A 15532-nucleotide genomic window follows, 5' to 3' on the forward strand; every position below is an offset into this window, starting at 1 on the left:
CGTACGCAGCCGTCGAGGCCGTCATGGACCCCCGCTCGGTCCCGCCGGCCCGGGCCGGACCGACCACCGGAGAGACAGGAACGACGTGATGGTGACCGACATCGACACCGACTACCTCGTGATCGGCGCGGGCGCGACGGCGATGGCCTTCGTGGACACCCTGCTGAGCGAGACACGGGCGACCGTGACCATGGTGGACCGCTACCACCAGCCGGGCGGGCACTGGACCCTCGCCTACCCCTACGTGCGGCTGCACCAGCCCTCCGCCATGTACGGCGTGAACTCCCGCCCGCTCGGCGACGGCCGCATCGACCGGACGGGCGGGAACGCCGGACTGTACGAGCTGGCCGGCGCGGCCGAGATCTGCAGCTACTTCGACCAGGTGATGCGGCAGACGTTCCTGCCGTCCGGGCGGGTCACCTACTTCCCCATGGCCGAGTACCGGGGCGCCGGACGGTTCCACCTGACGACCTCGGGCACGCAGTACCGGGTCACCGTGCGACGCAGGGTCGTGGACACCACGTATCAGGGCGTGAGCGTGCCCGCCATGCGACCACCGGAGTTCCCGGTCGCCACCGGCGTCCCCGTCGTACCGCCGAACGACCTGCCCGCCCTGCGGGAGCCCTACGACCGGTACGTCGTCGTGGGAGCGGGCAAGACCGGGATCGACGCCTGCCTCTGGCTGCTGGAACAGGGTGTCGATCCCACCGACCTGACGTGGATCATGCCCCGGGCCCCGTGGCTCATCGACCGGGCCTCGGTGCAGCCGATCCCCCTCCGCCGGCCCGACGACATCGCGCGGGAGTACGCCGCCAGGCACGACGCCGTCATGGGCGCGGAGTCCGTACCGGACCTGTTCGACCGGCTCGACGCGGCGGGAGCCCTGCTGAGGATCTCCCCGCACGAGCGCCCGACGGCGTTCCGCTGCGCCACCGTCTCCCGGGCCGAGCTGGAACAGCTGCGCAGGATCCGGGACGTCGTCCGCCTCGGCCGGGTGAAGCGGATCGACGAGACCGGCGTCGAGCTCGACGGGGGCACCCTCCCGACCGGTCCCGGTGTCCTGCACGTGGACTGCACCGCCGATGCCGTGAAGCAGCTCCCGGCCGTGCCGATCTTCCGGGATCGGCTGATCACCCTGCAGCCGGTCCGTGTCTGCCAGCCGGTGTTCAGCGCCGCCCTCGTCGCGCACGTCGAGGCGAACGGGCTCGATGACGCCGTGAGGAACGAGCTCTGTCCCGTCACCCCCTACCCGAGGACCGAGGTGGACTGGCTCAGGTTCGCCCTGTCCGCGAACCACGAACAGCTGCGCTGGGCGGAGAACCCCGACATCGGCGCCTGGTTGCACACCTCTCGGCTGCACCCGGACGTCGCCCCACCGATGCCCGACGACCCGGCCGAGCGGGCGATCGTCGAACAGCAGGCCGTCGCGATGGCCCGGGCGCAGATCGCGAAGCTCGACGAACTCCTGCACGCCCACGAGACAGCTGATCCGCAGCGCGGATTCGAACGCGGAGCGGACGAGGCGAACCGATGAACCCGACCACGAACCGCCGACGGAACAGGGCGCCCTGGGTGCTCGCCCTGCTGACCACGCTGTGCGCGGAGCTGACGTTCACCGCGGTCGCGGTGCCGTTCACCTGGCTGCTCGTGCCCCTGCTCATGGTGATGTACGGCGCCGGCGTCCTCGTGCTCCGGGAGGCGGTCGTGCGGGTCGGCGGCGGCTGGCCGAGCCTGGTGCTGATGGGTGTGGCCTACCAGATCGCGGAGGACGGCCTGGGCCTGCAGGCTCTGACGAGCCCCCGGATGTACGGCGCCGCCGACTGGGGTCTGCGGGCGCTCGGCGTGAACTGGACGTACTGGGAGTCGCAGATCGGCATCCACGTCGTGCTCAGCGTCCTGGTGCCGATCGCGATCACCGACCTGCTGTTCCCGGCACAGCGGGCCCGGCCCTACCTGGGCGACCGGGGGCTGGCCGGCACCGGCGTCCTGGCCGTCGTGGGTGTGCTCGGGCTCCGCCATCTCATCTCGGCGACCGAGGACCCCGGCTACCGGACGCCGTGGGGCTTCACACTGCTGTTCGTCGCGCTCATCGTCGCGCTCGGGCTGGTGGCGCTGACGGTCCTTCCTCGCCTGCGGACCGCTGCAGGCCGTCCAGCGGCCCGGACCGCGCCACGCCCGGGGGTGGTCGGGTTCGTGTCCGGGTACCTGACCATGGCGTTCCTGACCACTCTCCTTCCGCTCGGACTCGGCTCCACCATGCTGCTCGGCGACCTGATGTCCCCCGTCCAGCGGTTGATCATCGCGCCGCTGACCGCCGTGGCGTTCGGGCTGCTGGTACTGCGCTGGCAGGCGGGAGCGAACTGGGGTGACCGCCACCGGATCTGGCTGTTCGGCGGGATCCTCGTGTCCCACACCGCGTTCATGATGCCCGGCTCGCCGACCTCCGCGCTCGTCGGTGCGCTGACGATCGCGGCGGAGGTATACCTGCTGACCCGTCTCGCCGGACATCTCCGGCAGCGGGGGTCGGTGACCGCACGTTCCGACCGGTGAGCGCATGCGCTGCGGCGAGGTTCGTCATCGGGTGACCGTCCCGTCGTCGTCACGGAGCCGGACCGGGTGCCGGCTGAGTATCGAGATCCGGTTGAACGCGTTGATCGTGGCCGCCACCCACGCGGCCGCGACGAACGCGTCGTCCCCGAGCGCCGACCGTGCGCCGAGCAGGTCGGCGTCGGCCTCGTCGGTGACGGGCAGGGTGGTCGCGGCCTCGGCCACCGCGAGCACGGCCCGCTCCCGCTCGTCGAACAGCGCGACCTCCCGCCAGGCAGGCAGCAGGTCCAGCTTCTGCTGGGCGACACCGGCCCGGCGCGCCTCGCGGGAGTGCAGGTCCAGGCAGAACGCACACCGGTTGAGCTGCGACACACGGACCTTGACCAACTCGGACTCCGGCGCCGACAACCCCCGGGCCGACGCGGCGTCCCTGACCGTCGTGGCGAGGCCCTGCGCGGCCCGCCACGCCTCGGGCACCGCCCGGTCGAGGAACGGACCTGCGCTCACCATCCGCGTTCCGCGGCCCGCACGTCACCGGCCGCGATCGCGGTGCGGAGGTCACGGTGGTCGGCCTCGTTCTGGGCCGCGTAGGCGCGGGCGTAGCCGAGGATCCCCTCGGCGAAGGCGGTGCCGCGGCCCAGGTAGCCGGCGATCGCCTGCGGGTCCCCGCTGCGGGCGTGCGACTTCGCCAGCGCGTGACCGCACGCCGCGGCGAACTGGGGCAGGAACCCGGAGATCTCCGCGCCGGTGGGGATGACCTTCATGTCGCGGAACTGGCGGACGTAGTAGTCGTGGCCGTCGACGCGCATGTGGCCGAGGAAGATGTCGCTGGCGGACTGCATGAGGCGCTGGCCCACGACGACACGCTCACCGTGGTTGTCGAACCCGCCGGCGCCCAGGAACTCCTCGTAGACCGACGCGGTGGCCTGCTTGGCCTGCGAGAACACCGGCTGGCGGCCGCTGTCGCCCTCCAGCAGGTGCAGCCAGACGCGCATGCCGACGCTGCCCACCCCCACGATCTGGCGGACGGAGTCGACCCGCCGGAACCGGGCGACGAGCCGGTGCAGGTGGGGCGGTATCGACGCCAGGTACGAGTCGTAGACCTGCTCGTAGGCGCGCACCCGCTCGTCGCGGGTCAGGCCGTCGTCGATCCGCTTCATCGGGTCCAGGACGATGTGGCGCCCGCCGTCGCCGTCGTCGGCGACCAGCCGCCGCGCGGCCCCGTGGTGGGTCCGTCGGCGCGAGCGCTCCTCGACCGCGCGGAGGGTGGCCTCGGCGACGTCGGAGGCCAGGCCCCGCAACGGCACGTCGGCGGTGATCCGGTCGTACCAGACGTCCAGCTCCCCCATCCGGGAGTAGCGGCGCATCGCCGTGCGGTAGCCCTCGACCGCTGCGGCCGCGGCGTCCGCACCGCACCCGCCCGGGAGCCGCTCGGTGTCGGCGAGCACGTGCACGCTGGTGGCGAGGCGCTTGAGGTCCCACTCGAAGGGGCCGGGCAGGGTCTCGTCGAAGTCGCGTGCGTCGAACAGCAGACGGCGTTCGGGCGAGGCCCACAGCCCGAAGTTCAGGACGTGCGCGTCGCCGCACATCTGCACCGTCAGTCCCGAGTGCGGCGCCGAGGCCAGGTCGGCGGCCATGACGGCCGCGGCGCCGCGCAGATGGGTCCACGGCGAGGCCGCCATCCGGGCGTAGCGCAGCGGCAGCAGCGCGGGGTCACGCACGGCGTCCTGGGCGCGCAACCGGTCCAGGGCGGTGCGCTCCCGCACGGCCGGGTCCCACCGGGCCGCGGTCCGCCGGGGGGCGCGCCTGCGGGCGCGACGCCCGTCGGCCGCGACGGCGGCGGCGGTCCCCGCGGAACGGTCGCGTCCGGCGACGGCCGGCGCGGAGCTCATGGCGTACCCCCGACCGTGCGCGTCACGACGAAGGAGCCGACCGGGCTCGGGTCCCGCAGCGCGATCGTCACGGCCGCGCCGGTCCGGTCGGTCGTCTCCGCACTCACGGGCCGGTCACGACCCCCGGGCGGGGTGTTCGGGTGCATGGGGGGCGTCACGTGGGGATCTCCTGTCGGGCGAACGGGCGTCACGCGCGCGGGGGCGGCGGGTCGAGCAGGTGCGCGGTCAGCTCGGCGGGACGGTCCTCCTGCAGGAGGTGTCCGGCGTCGTCGAACCAGTGCAGGGTCGAGTGCGGGATCCGCTCGTGCAGCCAGACGCCGTACTCCGGTGGCAGGATCCGGTCGTGGCGGCCCCACAGCAGCCGCACCGGGACGGTGATGGTGTCCAGCAGGTGCTCGTAGGGGCGGGTGTCGGCCTCGGCGAGCTGGCGGTACTGGCGGTAGAAGGCCGCCTGTCCCTCCGGTCCGCGCCACGGCGCCAGGTGGGCCTCCAGCACGTCGGGGTGCAGACCCCGGTGGCTGGCGTTGCGCAGGTGGGCCGCGACCAGCGCCTCGTGCGCGTAGCCGGGCAACGCGGCGAACACCTCCGGGTGCTCACGCATCAGCTGGAACAGGCCACGCTCCCAGCGGCCGCCGCTGACGGCGTCGAAGACGGTCAGGTCGCGGTAGCGCGCCGACTCCAGCAGGTGGGCGCGCAGTACCACCGCCCCACCGATGTCGTTCGCGACCACGCTGGGCGCGGTGAGTCCCCAGTGGTCGAGCAGCCCGGCGAAGCGGCGGGCCTGGGCGGCGAGGGTGAGGTCCTGGCCCTCGTGGCGGTCCGAGCGCCCGTAGCCGAGGAGGTCGAACACGTACACGGTGCGTGTGCGGGCCAGTGCCGGGGCGACGTCCCGCCACAGGAACGAGGAGTACGGCGTCCCGTGGACCAGCACGACCGGGTGCCCGCCGGTGCCCAGGCGGGCCCAGCGGACGACGCCGTCGTCGGTCTCGTGGGACTCGGGCAGCTCCCAGCCCGTGGGGTCGGTCGGTGGCACGGCAGGGCCTCGCAGGTCTCGCGTCGGGGGGTGACCGGGTCGGGGGGCGATCTCGTGGGCGGCCACCATCAGGGCAGCGACCGCCGCGAGGACCACGGTCGGTGCGGTCAGTCCGTGACCCGGCTGGTGGAGCGGTACTCCAGGTCGGCGTACTCGGGGTGGCGTGCCAGCCAGCCGGAGACGAAGGGGCACACCGCGAGTACACGCAGGCCCTCGGCCCGCACCGCCTCGATCGCGTGGCGGGCCAGCGCGGAGCCCACCCCGCGGCCCTCGAACGCCGGGTCGACCTCGGTGTGGAGAAAGGCGACGAGCTCGGCGGTGCGGGTGTAGGCGGCGAACCCCGCGAGCGTCTCCCCCTCGTGGGCCTCGAACCGGTTCGCGGCACGGTGGTCGGACACGGTGATCATCAGGCCTGCTCCGGGTGTTCGGGGTGCGTCGTCGGGCAGGTCGACGGAGCCGGTCGGGACGCCCGGGTGCACCGGACCCGCCGGCCACGTCGACCGCGGGAACGACGGTAGGACGCCGCGGGGCACCACGGATCGGTCGTGCAATCGGTCACCGACCGGAACGCACCAGGGGACCCGGACCGGACCGGGGCGGCCAGGACATCTCACCCGGGCCGTCTCACCCGGACCCCAGCTCCCGGACGATCACTCGGCCGCTCGGGGTGCGGGGGAACCCGGTGTGCAGGCGGACCCGGTCGGGGACCCCCTGCCGTCCGGCGTGCTCGCGGCACCAGTCGAGGAACACCCGTTCGTCGAAGCCGGCCAGCGGGATGACGTGGGCGACGACGAGGTTGTCGCGGATCTCGTCCGGCTCGGCGGTGATGCAGACGTCGCTGATGTGGGGGCAGGACCGCAGGTCCGTCTCGAGTGCATAGGCCGAGAGGTTCTCGCCCCCGCGTCGGATGATGTGCATGGCCCGCCCGCGGAACTCGTAGCGGCCCCCTGGGTGGCGGACGAGCTGGTCACCGGTGCGCAGCCAGGCGCCGTCGACGAGGGTGGCGGCCGTCGCCTCGGGGGCGTCGCGGTAGCCGCGCATCACCGTCGCGCCGGGCACTCCCCGCACCCACAGCTCCCCCGGCTCGCCGTCGGGGACGTCGGCACCGTCCGGGCCGACCAGCCTGAGCCCGTCGATCCCGAGGTAGGGCCGGCCGAGCGTCGCGCGGTCGTCGGTGTCCCAGGGGCCGGCGCCGATCACCCCGTTGACGGACTCGGTCTGCCCGTAGATCTGTCGCATGTGGACCTGTGGGAGCAGCCGGTCCCAGTCCTTCCAGTCCGCGGCCGAGAGGGTCATGCCGTAGTGGATCGCCCGGAGCGGGCCGGGATCGACCGCTCCACCGCGTTCGACTGCGCGGTGCAGTGCCATCCGCAGGGGTGGGGCCACCATGCAGGAGACGGTGACCCCGAGGGTGCGGGCGTCGTCGAACCACCGCGACGCGCTGAACCCGGCCACGATCGCGATCGAGCCGCCGGTCACGAACGGCGGCGGGCAGACGTAGGACTGGGCGACGGCGTGGAAGAACGGCGTGCACAGGTAGTGGCGGTCGGCGGCCAGGAAGCCGCTGTTGCGGGCCATGCGGTCCGCGCCGGCGACCAGGTTGCGGTGGGTCAGTTCGACCAGCTTGGGTGCGGCACTGGTGCCCGAGGTCGGCAGCAGTGCCGCCACGTCTGCGGCGGTCGCCTCCGGTGGCGCGGTGGTGGGCCCGAGCCGGTCGAGCCGGGTGCCCTCCCGTTCCGCGGCGGTCGTGGCGACGACGCGGGCATCGGAACCGATGCGCTGCAGCGCCTGCTGGATGCCTCCGGCGTTGTCCTCCGTCCCGACGACGAGCACCGGCGCGATCGTCGAGAGCGTCCGGGCGAGCACGGCGGCTCCGGACTCCGGGTCGACGGCGGCCACGACCGCACCGTTGGCGGGAACGGCCACCCACGCCGCGACGACGAGCGGACAGTTCGGTAACGCCAGGACCACGCGTGCCCCGTCCACCGCTCCGGCCGCGGCCAGCCGGCCGCGCAGGTCGGTCACGTCGTCGCCCAGGCGCCCCCAGGTGACCGTTCCGCCGTGGTGGACCAGGGCCGGTGCGTCCGGGCGCTGTGCGGCCCAGCGCTCCATGAGCGCCACGAGGGTGAGATCGCCGGTGACGTCGGTGCTCATCGTGCCTCCTCGGTGGCGGCGACGCCGTCGCCGCTCGTCGTCCGGGCCCGGTCGTCCCCGGCGAACAGGCTCCGCCGCGACGTCTCGGACATGGCGTAGACCGAGGCGAAGGTGAGCACGGCGAGCCCCAGCAGGTAGAGGCCGACGGTCCAGGACGCTCCGGTCGCGGCGAGCAGGCTGGTCATGATGAACGGTGCCAGCCCACCCGCGAAGATCGTGGCCAGCTGGTAGCCCAGCGACGCGCCCGAGTAGCGCACCTCGGCGGGGAACAGCTCGGCGTAGAGCGCGGCCTGGGGGCCGTACATCAGCGAGTGCAGGGTGAACCCGACCAGTAGTGCGAGGAACACCAGCCAGGCGTTCGCGGTGTCGATCAGCAGGAACATCGGTATCGCCCAGGCGCCCATCAGTGCTGCGCCGGTGAGGTAGACCGGGCGGCGCCCGACCCGGTCGCTCAGCAGACCGGCCAGCGGGATGGTGATCAGCTGGGTGCCGCCCGCGCAGAGCGCGATGAGCAGGATCTCGCTGGAGGTGAAGCCCAGCGTGGTGGTGCCGTAGGTCAGGATGCCGGCGGCCATGACGTAGTAGGCGGCGTTGACCACGAGGTAGGCGCCGGCGGCGAGCAGCACGGTGCGTTTGTGGGTGCGCAGCACCTCCGACAGCGGGGAGCTCCGGGGTGCGGGCGCGTCGTTGCGTCCGTCGGACAGCTCGCGGAACACCGGGGTCTCCTCGATCCGCCGGTTGAGGTAGAAGCAGACGACGATCAGCAGCACGCCGGTGAGGAAGGGCAGGCGCCAGCCCCACGACTCGAAGGACTCGGTGGACATGGTGCTGAGCACGATGAAGAAGGCGAGGTTGCCTGCTGCGGCCCCGAGGATCCCGCCGACCTGGGTGAAGCTGCCGAAGAAGCCGCGCCGGTGCGGGGGTGCGTGTTCGGTCAGCAGCAGCGCGGCACCGCCCCACTGGGCTCCGAGGCCGAATCCCTGGGCGAGGCGCAGCACGATGAGGACCACCGGCGCCCACACCCCGATCTGGGCGTAGGTGGGCAGCAGGCCGATGAGCATGGTGGCGCCGCCCATGACCACCATCGCGCCGATCAGGACGGGTTTGCGGCCGATCCGGTCGCCGAGGTGGCCGGCGACGACTCCGCCGATGGGCCGGGCCACGAAGCCGACGGCGAGCGTGGCGAAGGCGGCCAGCGTGCCGGCGACGGGGCTGAAGGACGGGAAGAACAGCGTGCCGAACACCAGTGCCGAGGCGGTGGTGTAGATGAAGAAGTCGAAGGTCTCGATGGCGGTGGCCGTGACGGCGGTCGCGACCACACGTCCCATGCCTGGCGTGCTCGACCCGTGACGGGACATCGTCGTCTCCTATCGGGGGTCCGGTCGGACGCGTGGCCGCGTCCGCACACGGGGTGGGGATCTCAGGGGCGCGGAACCCCGAGGTGCTCGCGCAGGGTGGCGCCGGGGTACTCGCGCCGGAACAGGCCGCGCTCCTGCAGGATCGGCACGACCATCCGGGTGAACTCCTCGAACGCGCCGGGTAGGTGGGTCGCCGCGAGCACGAACCCGTCGCAGCCACCGGTGGTGAACCACTCCTGCATCTGGTCGGCGACCTGCTCGGGGTCCCCGACGAACCGTGGTCCCTGCAGCAGGGTCGCCCGGTGGGCGGCGAGGTCGCGCAGGGTGACCTCCCGGCCGAGGTGGTTGCGGACGCCCTGGGCGAGCCCGCGGATGCCACCGCTGGCGGCCATCATCTCGTCGGAGATCACGTCGTCGAGGTCGTGGCGGGAGAAGTCGTAGTTCAGCACCTCGGACAGCAGCGCCAGCGACGCGACCGGGTGCACGTAGGCGTCGAGGAACAGCCGTTCCTTCTCCCGTGCGATGGCCTCGGTCTCGCCGACGACGGTGTAGGCCATCGGGAGCAGCTTGACCTGGTCGGGATCCCGACCGGAGGCGGCGATCTGCTCCTTCTGCTCGGCGTAGTGCTGCTGGGCCACGGGCAGGCCGGGGTCGGCGGTGAAGATCATGTCGGCCCAGCGGGAGGCGAACCGCCGCCCCCGGCCCGACGATCCGGCCTGCAGGATCACCGGCCGGCCCTGCGGGGTGCGGGGCACGGTCAGCGGGCCGCGGACCGAGAAGTACTCGCCCTTGTGGTCGATCTCGTGCACCTTGGCCGGGTCGGCGAACTCACCGGAGGCGCGGTCGAGCACGAGGGCGTCGTCCTCCCACGAGTCCCACAGCGCGGTGACGGCGTCGAGGAACTCCTCGGCCCGGTCGTAGCGCTGGTCGTGGTCCAGGTGGGACTCGATCCCGAAGTTCTGTGCCTCGGAGTCGTTGACCGAGGTCACCACGTTCCACGCGGCCCTCCCGCCGGACAGATGATCGAGGGTGGCGAACGTGCGGGCTACGTGGAACGGGTCGTAGTAGGTGGTCGAGTACGTCGCGCCGACGCCGATCCGGCGGGTCGCGCCGATGATCCCCCCGAGCACCGCGGTGAGGTCGAGCTTGATCGGCCGCGCGCCGTAGCGGACGGCGTCGGCGACCGAGTCGCCGTAGACCCCCGGCATGGCGAGCCGGTCGTCGAAGAACACGCAGTCGAAGCACGCGGCCTCCAGCGTGCGTGCGACGTGGGTGTAGTAGTCCATGGTCAGGAAGCCGTGGTCGGCGGCGGGATAGCGCCACGACCCGGAGTAGACGGTCACGTTGCCGGCCTGCATGAAGCCGACGAGGGTCATCTGTCTGGTCACGTGTCCTCCTCGATGCCGAGCAGTTCGGCGGTGGCCGCGACGGTCGCGGCGTGACGCAGGTGGGCGGCGTCGACGAGCATCCCGTCGAGGCCGGTGGCGCCCAGCCCACCGGCCTCGGCCGCCCGGTAGGTCGCGACGACGCGGCGGGCGTGCGCGATCTCCGCCGGGGTCGGGGCGAAGGCCTCGTTGGCGATCTCGACCTGGCTGGGGTGGATGGCCCACTTGCCCGTGTAGCCCATGGCGGCGGCCCGGTCGCACGCCGTCCGGTACTCCTGCGGGGAGCGGTAGTCGGGAAACGGTGCGTCGATCGCGTCGACGCCTGCCGAGCGGGCGGCGACGACGATGCGGGACCGCGCGTAGTGCCACATGTCGCCCGGGAAGTCGACGACCGGGTCGAAGTTGGTGTTCACCCGGGCGCCCTGGGACGCGGAGAAGTCACCGGCCCCGAAGATGATCGCCTCGGTGCGGGGCGAGGCGCGCGCGATCTCGCCGACGTTCTCCAGGCCCTCGGTCTCCTCGATCAGGACCTCGAGCGCGATGCCGCCGGCGGGCAGCCCGAGGTTCTCCTCGAGCTGCCCGAGCAGCACGTCGACCCACCAGACGTCGCGGGCCCGGCGGACCTTGGGAACGATGATCGTCTGCAGCGCCCCGCGGGCGGCGGTCACCACCTCGACGACGTCGCCGTGGGCCCACCGGGTGTCGATGCCGTTCATCCGGATCGCGCGGGTGGTGTGGCCCCAGTCGAGCTCGCGCAGCGCACGGGCGGCCTTGCCCCGGGCGGACTCGCGTTCGGCGGGTGCGCAGGCGTCCTCGAGATCGAGGAAGACCAGGTCCGCGCCGGCTGCGGCGGCCTTGGCGAACATCCGGTCGTTGCTGGCCGGGGTGGCGAGCTCGGAGCGGCGCGGGCGCGCTCGACGGGCCATCAGATGATCCCGTCCGCGCGCAGCCCGGCCCGCTCCTCGGCGGGCAGGCCGAGCAGGTCGCCGTAGACCTCGTCGTTGTGCTCGCCGATCGCCGCGCCGAGGTGGCGGACCTCGCCGGGGGTCGCGGAGAACCGCGGTACCGGGGCCTGCACGGTCATCGAGCCGAGCTCGGGATCGGCGACAGGTACGAACGCGCCGCGGGCGGCCAGGTGCTCGTCGGCGCGCAGCTGGGCGGCGTCGTAGACGGGGGCGGCGGCGACCTCGGCCGCCTCGAACACCGCCATCGCCTCGTCGAGGGTGTGCGCCGCGACCCAGTCGGCCATCACCGCGTCGATCAGGTCGGCGTTGCGCAACCGCTGCTGTGCCTCGGCGAAGCGGGGGTCGGTCGTGAGGTCTTCCCGGCCGACCGCCCGCAGCGCGCGCATCGCGATCGAGGGAGCGCTGCCCGACATCGCCAGCCAGTGCCCGTCGGAGGTGCGGTAGGTGTTGCGGGGAGCCGAGATGTCCCACTTGTTCCCGGCGCGCCCGGTCACGGTGCCGAGCTGGTCGTAGGCGAGCAGCGGCTGCTCGATCAGCCGGGTGAGCGGCTCGATCAGGTTGACGTCGATGAGCTGGCCGGGGCCGCCGTGCACGTCGCGGTGGTAGAGCGCCATCATCACCGCCCAGGTCGCGGTGAGCGCGGCGACGCCGTCGGCGAGCATGAAGGCGGGCAGCGTGGGCGGCCCGTCCGGCTCGCCGGTGACGTGCGCGAACCCGCTCATCGCCTCGCCGAGGGTGCCGAACCCGGGCCGGTCGGCCTTCGGGCCGCCCGCGCCGTACCCGGTGACGTGCAGCATCACCAGTCCCGGGTTCGACGACGCCAGGGTCGCGTGGTCGAGGCCCCAGCGCTGCAGGGTGGAGGGCCGCAGGTTCATCACGACGACGTCGGCGGTGTCGGTGAGCCGGCGAAGCAGATCGCGGCCGCGCTCGTGGCGCAGGTCGAGTGTGACGGCCTTCTTGTTGCGCCCCAGGCTCTTCCACATCAGGCCGACGCCGTCGCGCTGGGCGCCCCACTGCCGGATCGGGTCACCCGGCCCGGGCTGTTCGATCTTGATGACCTCCGCGCCGTGCTCGGCGAGCCAGGTCGCCACCAGCGGCCCGGCCGCCAGTGACGCCGCGTCGATCACCCGGACCCCGCGCAGCGGCCCTGCCCGGTTCGCCGTGTCGTCGGTTCCTGCCGTACTCATCGCTCCCCTTCCACTTCCGGTCGTGTCGCGCCGGGGATGCCGTGCGGGGCGGCCGTCGAGCCCTCGACACGCAAACGGGCGGGCAGCAACACCGGTCCGGCACCTGCCGCACCCGGGGACTCCAGCGCCTCGAGGAGCAGGCCGGCGGCGCGGCGGGCCAGCTCGGCGTAGTCGACCTCGACCAGGGTCAGCGCCGGGGTGTTCAGCGCGAACCAGGCCGGGTCGCCGTAGACGACCAGCGACAGGTCGTCGGGGACCCGGCGGCCGGATGCGGCCACCGCCTCGGCGACGCCCAGCGAGAGCGAGCCGCCGCCGGCGAGCAACGCCGTGGCGGGTCCGCGCAGCAGCTCGGTCGCCGCCGATCGGCCGTTGTCCCGGGTGGGCTCGACCAGGCGGATCGACGTCGCGTTCGGATCCAGGCCCGCTGCGGCCATCCCGCGGTGCACGCCACGCAGGCGCGCGGCCCCGTTGGACAGCCGCTGCGGGCTTCCGACGTAGCCGATGTCGGTGTGGCCCAGTGCTGCGAGGTGCGCGATCGCGTCGACCATCGCCTGCTCGTCGTCGGTGGCCACGCCGGATCCGCCGAGCCCGGCCGAGCGGTGGAGCTCGACCACCGGGACCGCGCCGAGGGCGTCGCGGCTCTCCGGGCGCATCCTGCTGCTCGGAGAGATCACCAGGCCGGCGATCCGGCTCGCGACCAGCTCACGGATCTGGTGCAGCTCGCGGTCCGGGTCGTTCTCGGTGATCGTCAGGATCATCTGGGTGCCGCCGGCGGACAGGAGCCGCGCACACTCGGCGGCCACCGCCGAGTACGCGGGGGTGTCGACGTAGGGGATGACGAATCCGACGAACGCACGACTGGTGTTCGCCGACAGCGCGCTGGCCAGCCGGTTGGTCGCGTATCCGCGGGTCAGGGCGTGGGCACGCACCCGCTCGGCCAGTTCCGGACGGACGGCCGGGCTCCCGTTCAGCGCACGGGAGACGGTCGCGGTCGACACGCCGAGTTCGGTGGCGAGATCGACGATGCCGACCGGGTTGGACCGGGAACGAGGGGTCATGACGCTCCGTTGCGACTGCCGGGACGTTCGCGTGTAAACGTTTACAACCGCGACCGGTCCTCAGTGAAACACCTCACCGCTCTGGTGGTCAATGCTACATCTGACATACAAAATCTAGCGTGGACAATCCCGTGAGAGCTCTCGCCGGTGTGACCGTGCTGGACTTCAGCACCCTGCTGCCGGGCCCGTACGCCTCGCTCGTACTGGCCGACGCCGGGGCCTCGGTACTGAAGGTCGAACGCCCCGAGGGCGACGGCCTGCGACACCACGATCGGGCGCTGTTCCCGATGCTCAACGCAGGAAAGGCCTCGGTCGTCGCCGACCTGACACGCGACGAGGACCGGGACCGGGTCCGGGCTCTGGCGGCACGGGCGGACGTGGTGATCGAGGGTTTCCGGCCGGGCGTGATGGACCGGCTCGGCCTGGGCTACGCCGGGATCAGGGCGGGCAACCCGGAGGTCGTCTACTGCTCGGTGACCGGGTACGGCCAGAGCGGGCCCCGGGCCCGCACCGCCGGGCACGACCTGAACTACGTCGCCACCACCGGGCTGCTCGATGTCGTGCACGCCGACGGCCTCCCGGTGATGCCGGCGGCCCTGGTCGCCGACATCGCCGGCGGCGCCTACCCGGCGGTGATCGCGATCCTGCTCGCGCTGGCCCGCCGCTCGGCCGGGGGCGGCGGCGCGCACCTGGACGTGGCCATGACCGACAACGTGTTCCCGATGCAGTACTGGGCGCTGCCCGGCGCGGTGCAGGGCGAGTCACCGACGCCGTCGGCGGCGCCGCTGACCGGCGGCTCGCCGCGGTACCGGATCTATCGCACGGCCGACGGCCGGGCCGTGGCGGCGACCCCGCTCGAACCACGGTTCTGGGACCGGTTCTGCGCAGCGGTGGATCTTCCGCCACGGTTCCGCGGCGACCAGGCCGACCCTGCCGCGACCGCGGCCGCGATCGCCGAGCGCATCGCCGCGAAGGACGCCGCGCACTGGAGCGAGGTCTTCGCCGAGGCCGACTGTTGCGCGACCGTCGTGGCGACGGCGGCCGAGGCGGCGGCAGATCCGGCGCTGCGCGAGCGCGGCGTGCTCGAGCGCCGGGTGGTCGACGGCGACGGGACCGAGCGGACAGCGATGCCGCTTCCGGTACCCGGTGCACTGCGGGGCCCGGACCGGCGCACGAGCCCGGCGCTGGGCCGGCTCGATCTGAACGGTCTGAGCTGGGAGGACGTGCGTCCGGAGGCGACCTGACCGCTCAGGCCGGGGTGTCGACGTCGGCCGCGGCCGCCTCGTGACGCGAGGAGAACAGGTCACCCGCGGCGCGGAAGTGGCTCTCCATCGCCTCGCGTACGCGGGGCGCGTCGCGCGCCTCCAGCGCCGCGACGAGCTCGCGGTGCTCGGCCCTGCTGTGCGGGGCCTGCTCGGGCAGGAAGCTCTGCGGGATGAGCTTGCTCGACATCCGCAGCTGGGTGAGCAGCGGGCGCGAGTGCGACGCCCGGTTCACCGCGCGGTGGAACTCGTAGTTGATCCGGTCCAGCTCCGGGCCCTCGGCGGTGTCCAGGGCCCGTCCGAGCTCCAGGACGCGGGCGAGCTCCTCGTCGTCGGCCCGCTCGACCGCCAGCTCGGCGGCGAGACCGGACAGCACCGCCATCAGCGTGAAGTTGTCGCGGACGTCCTGGGGGCTCAGCCCGACCACGGTGGCCCGGCTGCGCGGGGTCACCTCGGTGAGCCCCTCCTGCGCGAGACCGAGCACGGCCTCGCGGACGGGCGTGCGGCTGGTCCCGAACTCGCGCGCGAGCTCGTCGAGGTCGAGGCGCCGGCCGCGGGGCAGCGCGCCCGAGAGGATCCGGTCGCGCAGGACGGCGACGACCCGGTCGCGCACCGTGCCGCCCAGGCGCATGCTGCCGGACGACTGGTCGTGCCAGGTGGTGGGAGTCATGACCGCCGCTTCCGGTGGACG

At 73.1% G+C, this 15532-nt stretch carries 14 protein-coding genes; 3 read left to right on the top strand and 11 right to left on the bottom strand.

All coding sequences use genetic code 11. The annotated features are described in order from the left end of the window. Positions 1-88: 88 nt before the first annotated feature. Positions 89-1534, top strand: coding sequence for a hypothetical protein (locus AD017_RS27350; RefSeq protein WP_060576032.1), 1446 nt, complete (start codon positions 89-91; stop codon positions 1532-1534). Beyond that, complete coding sequence (locus AD017_RS27355) at positions 1531-2550, top strand: hypothetical protein (protein ID WP_010232194.1); 1020 nt, start codon at positions 1531-1533, stop codon at positions 2548-2550. The genes AD017_RS27350 and AD017_RS27355 overlap by 4 nt, the downstream gene beginning before the upstream one ends. Positions 2551-2574: 24 nt before the next feature. Here AD017_RS27355 and AD017_RS27360 read toward each other — a convergent pair whose 3' ends face one another. The 10 genes from AD017_RS27360 to AD017_RS27405 form a co-directional block, all read right to left on the bottom strand. Further along, complete coding sequence (locus AD017_RS27360; protein WP_060576033.1) at positions 2575-3057, bottom strand: carboxymuconolactone decarboxylase family protein; 483 nt, start codon at positions 3055-3057, stop codon at positions 2575-2577. Next, positions 3051-4439, bottom strand: coding sequence for a DUF2252 domain-containing protein (locus AD017_RS27365; RefSeq protein WP_082538318.1), 1389 nt, complete (start codon positions 4437-4439; stop codon positions 3051-3053). Before AD017_RS27365 ends, AD017_RS27360 begins: the two co-directional genes overlap by 7 nt. Before the next feature lie 187 nt (positions 4440-4626). Then, the gene (locus AD017_RS27370; RefSeq protein WP_060576652.1) at positions 4627-5472 is read right to left on the bottom strand and encodes an alpha/beta fold hydrolase; all 846 of its coding nucleotides are present in this window, start codon (positions 5470-5472) and stop codon (positions 4627-4629) included. A 107-nt stretch (positions 5473-5579) separates the two neighbouring features. Continuing rightward, complete coding sequence (locus AD017_RS27375; protein ID WP_033199799.1) at positions 5580-5879, bottom strand: GNAT family N-acetyltransferase; 300 nt, start codon at positions 5877-5879, stop codon at positions 5580-5582. A 217-nt stretch (positions 5880-6096) separates the two neighbouring features. Beyond that, entirely contained in the window at positions 6097-7626 is a 1530-nt protein-coding gene (locus AD017_RS27380) for a class I adenylate-forming enzyme family protein (RefSeq protein ID WP_060576034.1), read from the bottom strand. Continuing rightward, complete coding sequence (locus tag AD017_RS27385) at positions 7623-8954, bottom strand: MFS transporter (protein ID WP_060576035.1); 1332 nt, start codon at positions 8952-8954, stop codon at positions 7623-7625. The genes AD017_RS27380 and AD017_RS27385 overlap by 4 nt, the downstream gene beginning before the upstream one ends. Positions 8955-9046: 92 nt before the next feature. Next, positions 9047-10372 carry an LLM class flavin-dependent oxidoreductase gene (locus AD017_RS27390; RefSeq protein ID WP_227012608.1) on the bottom strand — a complete coding sequence of 442 codons (1326 nt, stop codon included), beginning with the start codon at positions 10370-10372 and terminating at the stop codon, positions 9047-9049. Then, on the bottom strand, positions 10369-11295 hold the full coding sequence (locus AD017_RS27395; protein WP_060576037.1) for a CoA ester lyase: 927 nt from the start codon (positions 11293-11295) through the stop codon (positions 10369-10371). Before AD017_RS27395 ends, AD017_RS27390 begins: the two co-directional genes overlap by 4 nt. Further along, positions 11295-12521 (bottom strand): CaiB/BaiF CoA-transferase family protein, encoded by a 1227-nt coding sequence (locus AD017_RS27400; RefSeq protein WP_060576038.1) that lies wholly within the window; start codon positions 12519-12521, stop codon positions 11295-11297. The genes AD017_RS27395 and AD017_RS27400 overlap by 1 nt, the downstream gene beginning before the upstream one ends. Further along, positions 12518-13579 carry a LacI family DNA-binding transcriptional regulator gene (locus AD017_RS27405; RefSeq protein WP_060576039.1) on the bottom strand — a complete coding sequence of 354 codons (1062 nt, stop codon included), beginning with the start codon at positions 13577-13579 and terminating at the stop codon, positions 12518-12520. Before AD017_RS27405 ends, AD017_RS27400 begins: the two co-directional genes overlap by 4 nt. Before the next feature lie 119 nt (positions 13580-13698). Here AD017_RS27405 and AD017_RS27410 point away from each other — a divergent pair, with 119 nt between their 5' ends. Further along, positions 13699-14823 (top strand): CaiB/BaiF CoA-transferase family protein, encoded by a 1125-nt coding sequence (locus AD017_RS27410; RefSeq protein WP_227012609.1) that lies wholly within the window; start codon positions 13699-13701, stop codon positions 14821-14823. Between the two features lie 4 nt (positions 14824-14827). Here AD017_RS27410 and AD017_RS27415 read toward each other — a convergent pair whose 3' ends face one another. Beyond that, a complete protein-coding gene (locus AD017_RS27415; protein WP_060576041.1) occupies positions 14828-15511 on the bottom strand; it encodes a GntR family transcriptional regulator in 684 nt (227 codons plus the stop codon). Between the last annotated feature and the right edge of the window lie 21 nt (positions 15512-15532).

Source organism: Pseudonocardia sp. EC080619-01 (assembly GCF_001420995.1).
Classification (GTDB): Bacteria; Actinomycetota; Actinomycetes; order Mycobacteriales; family Pseudonocardiaceae; genus Pseudonocardia.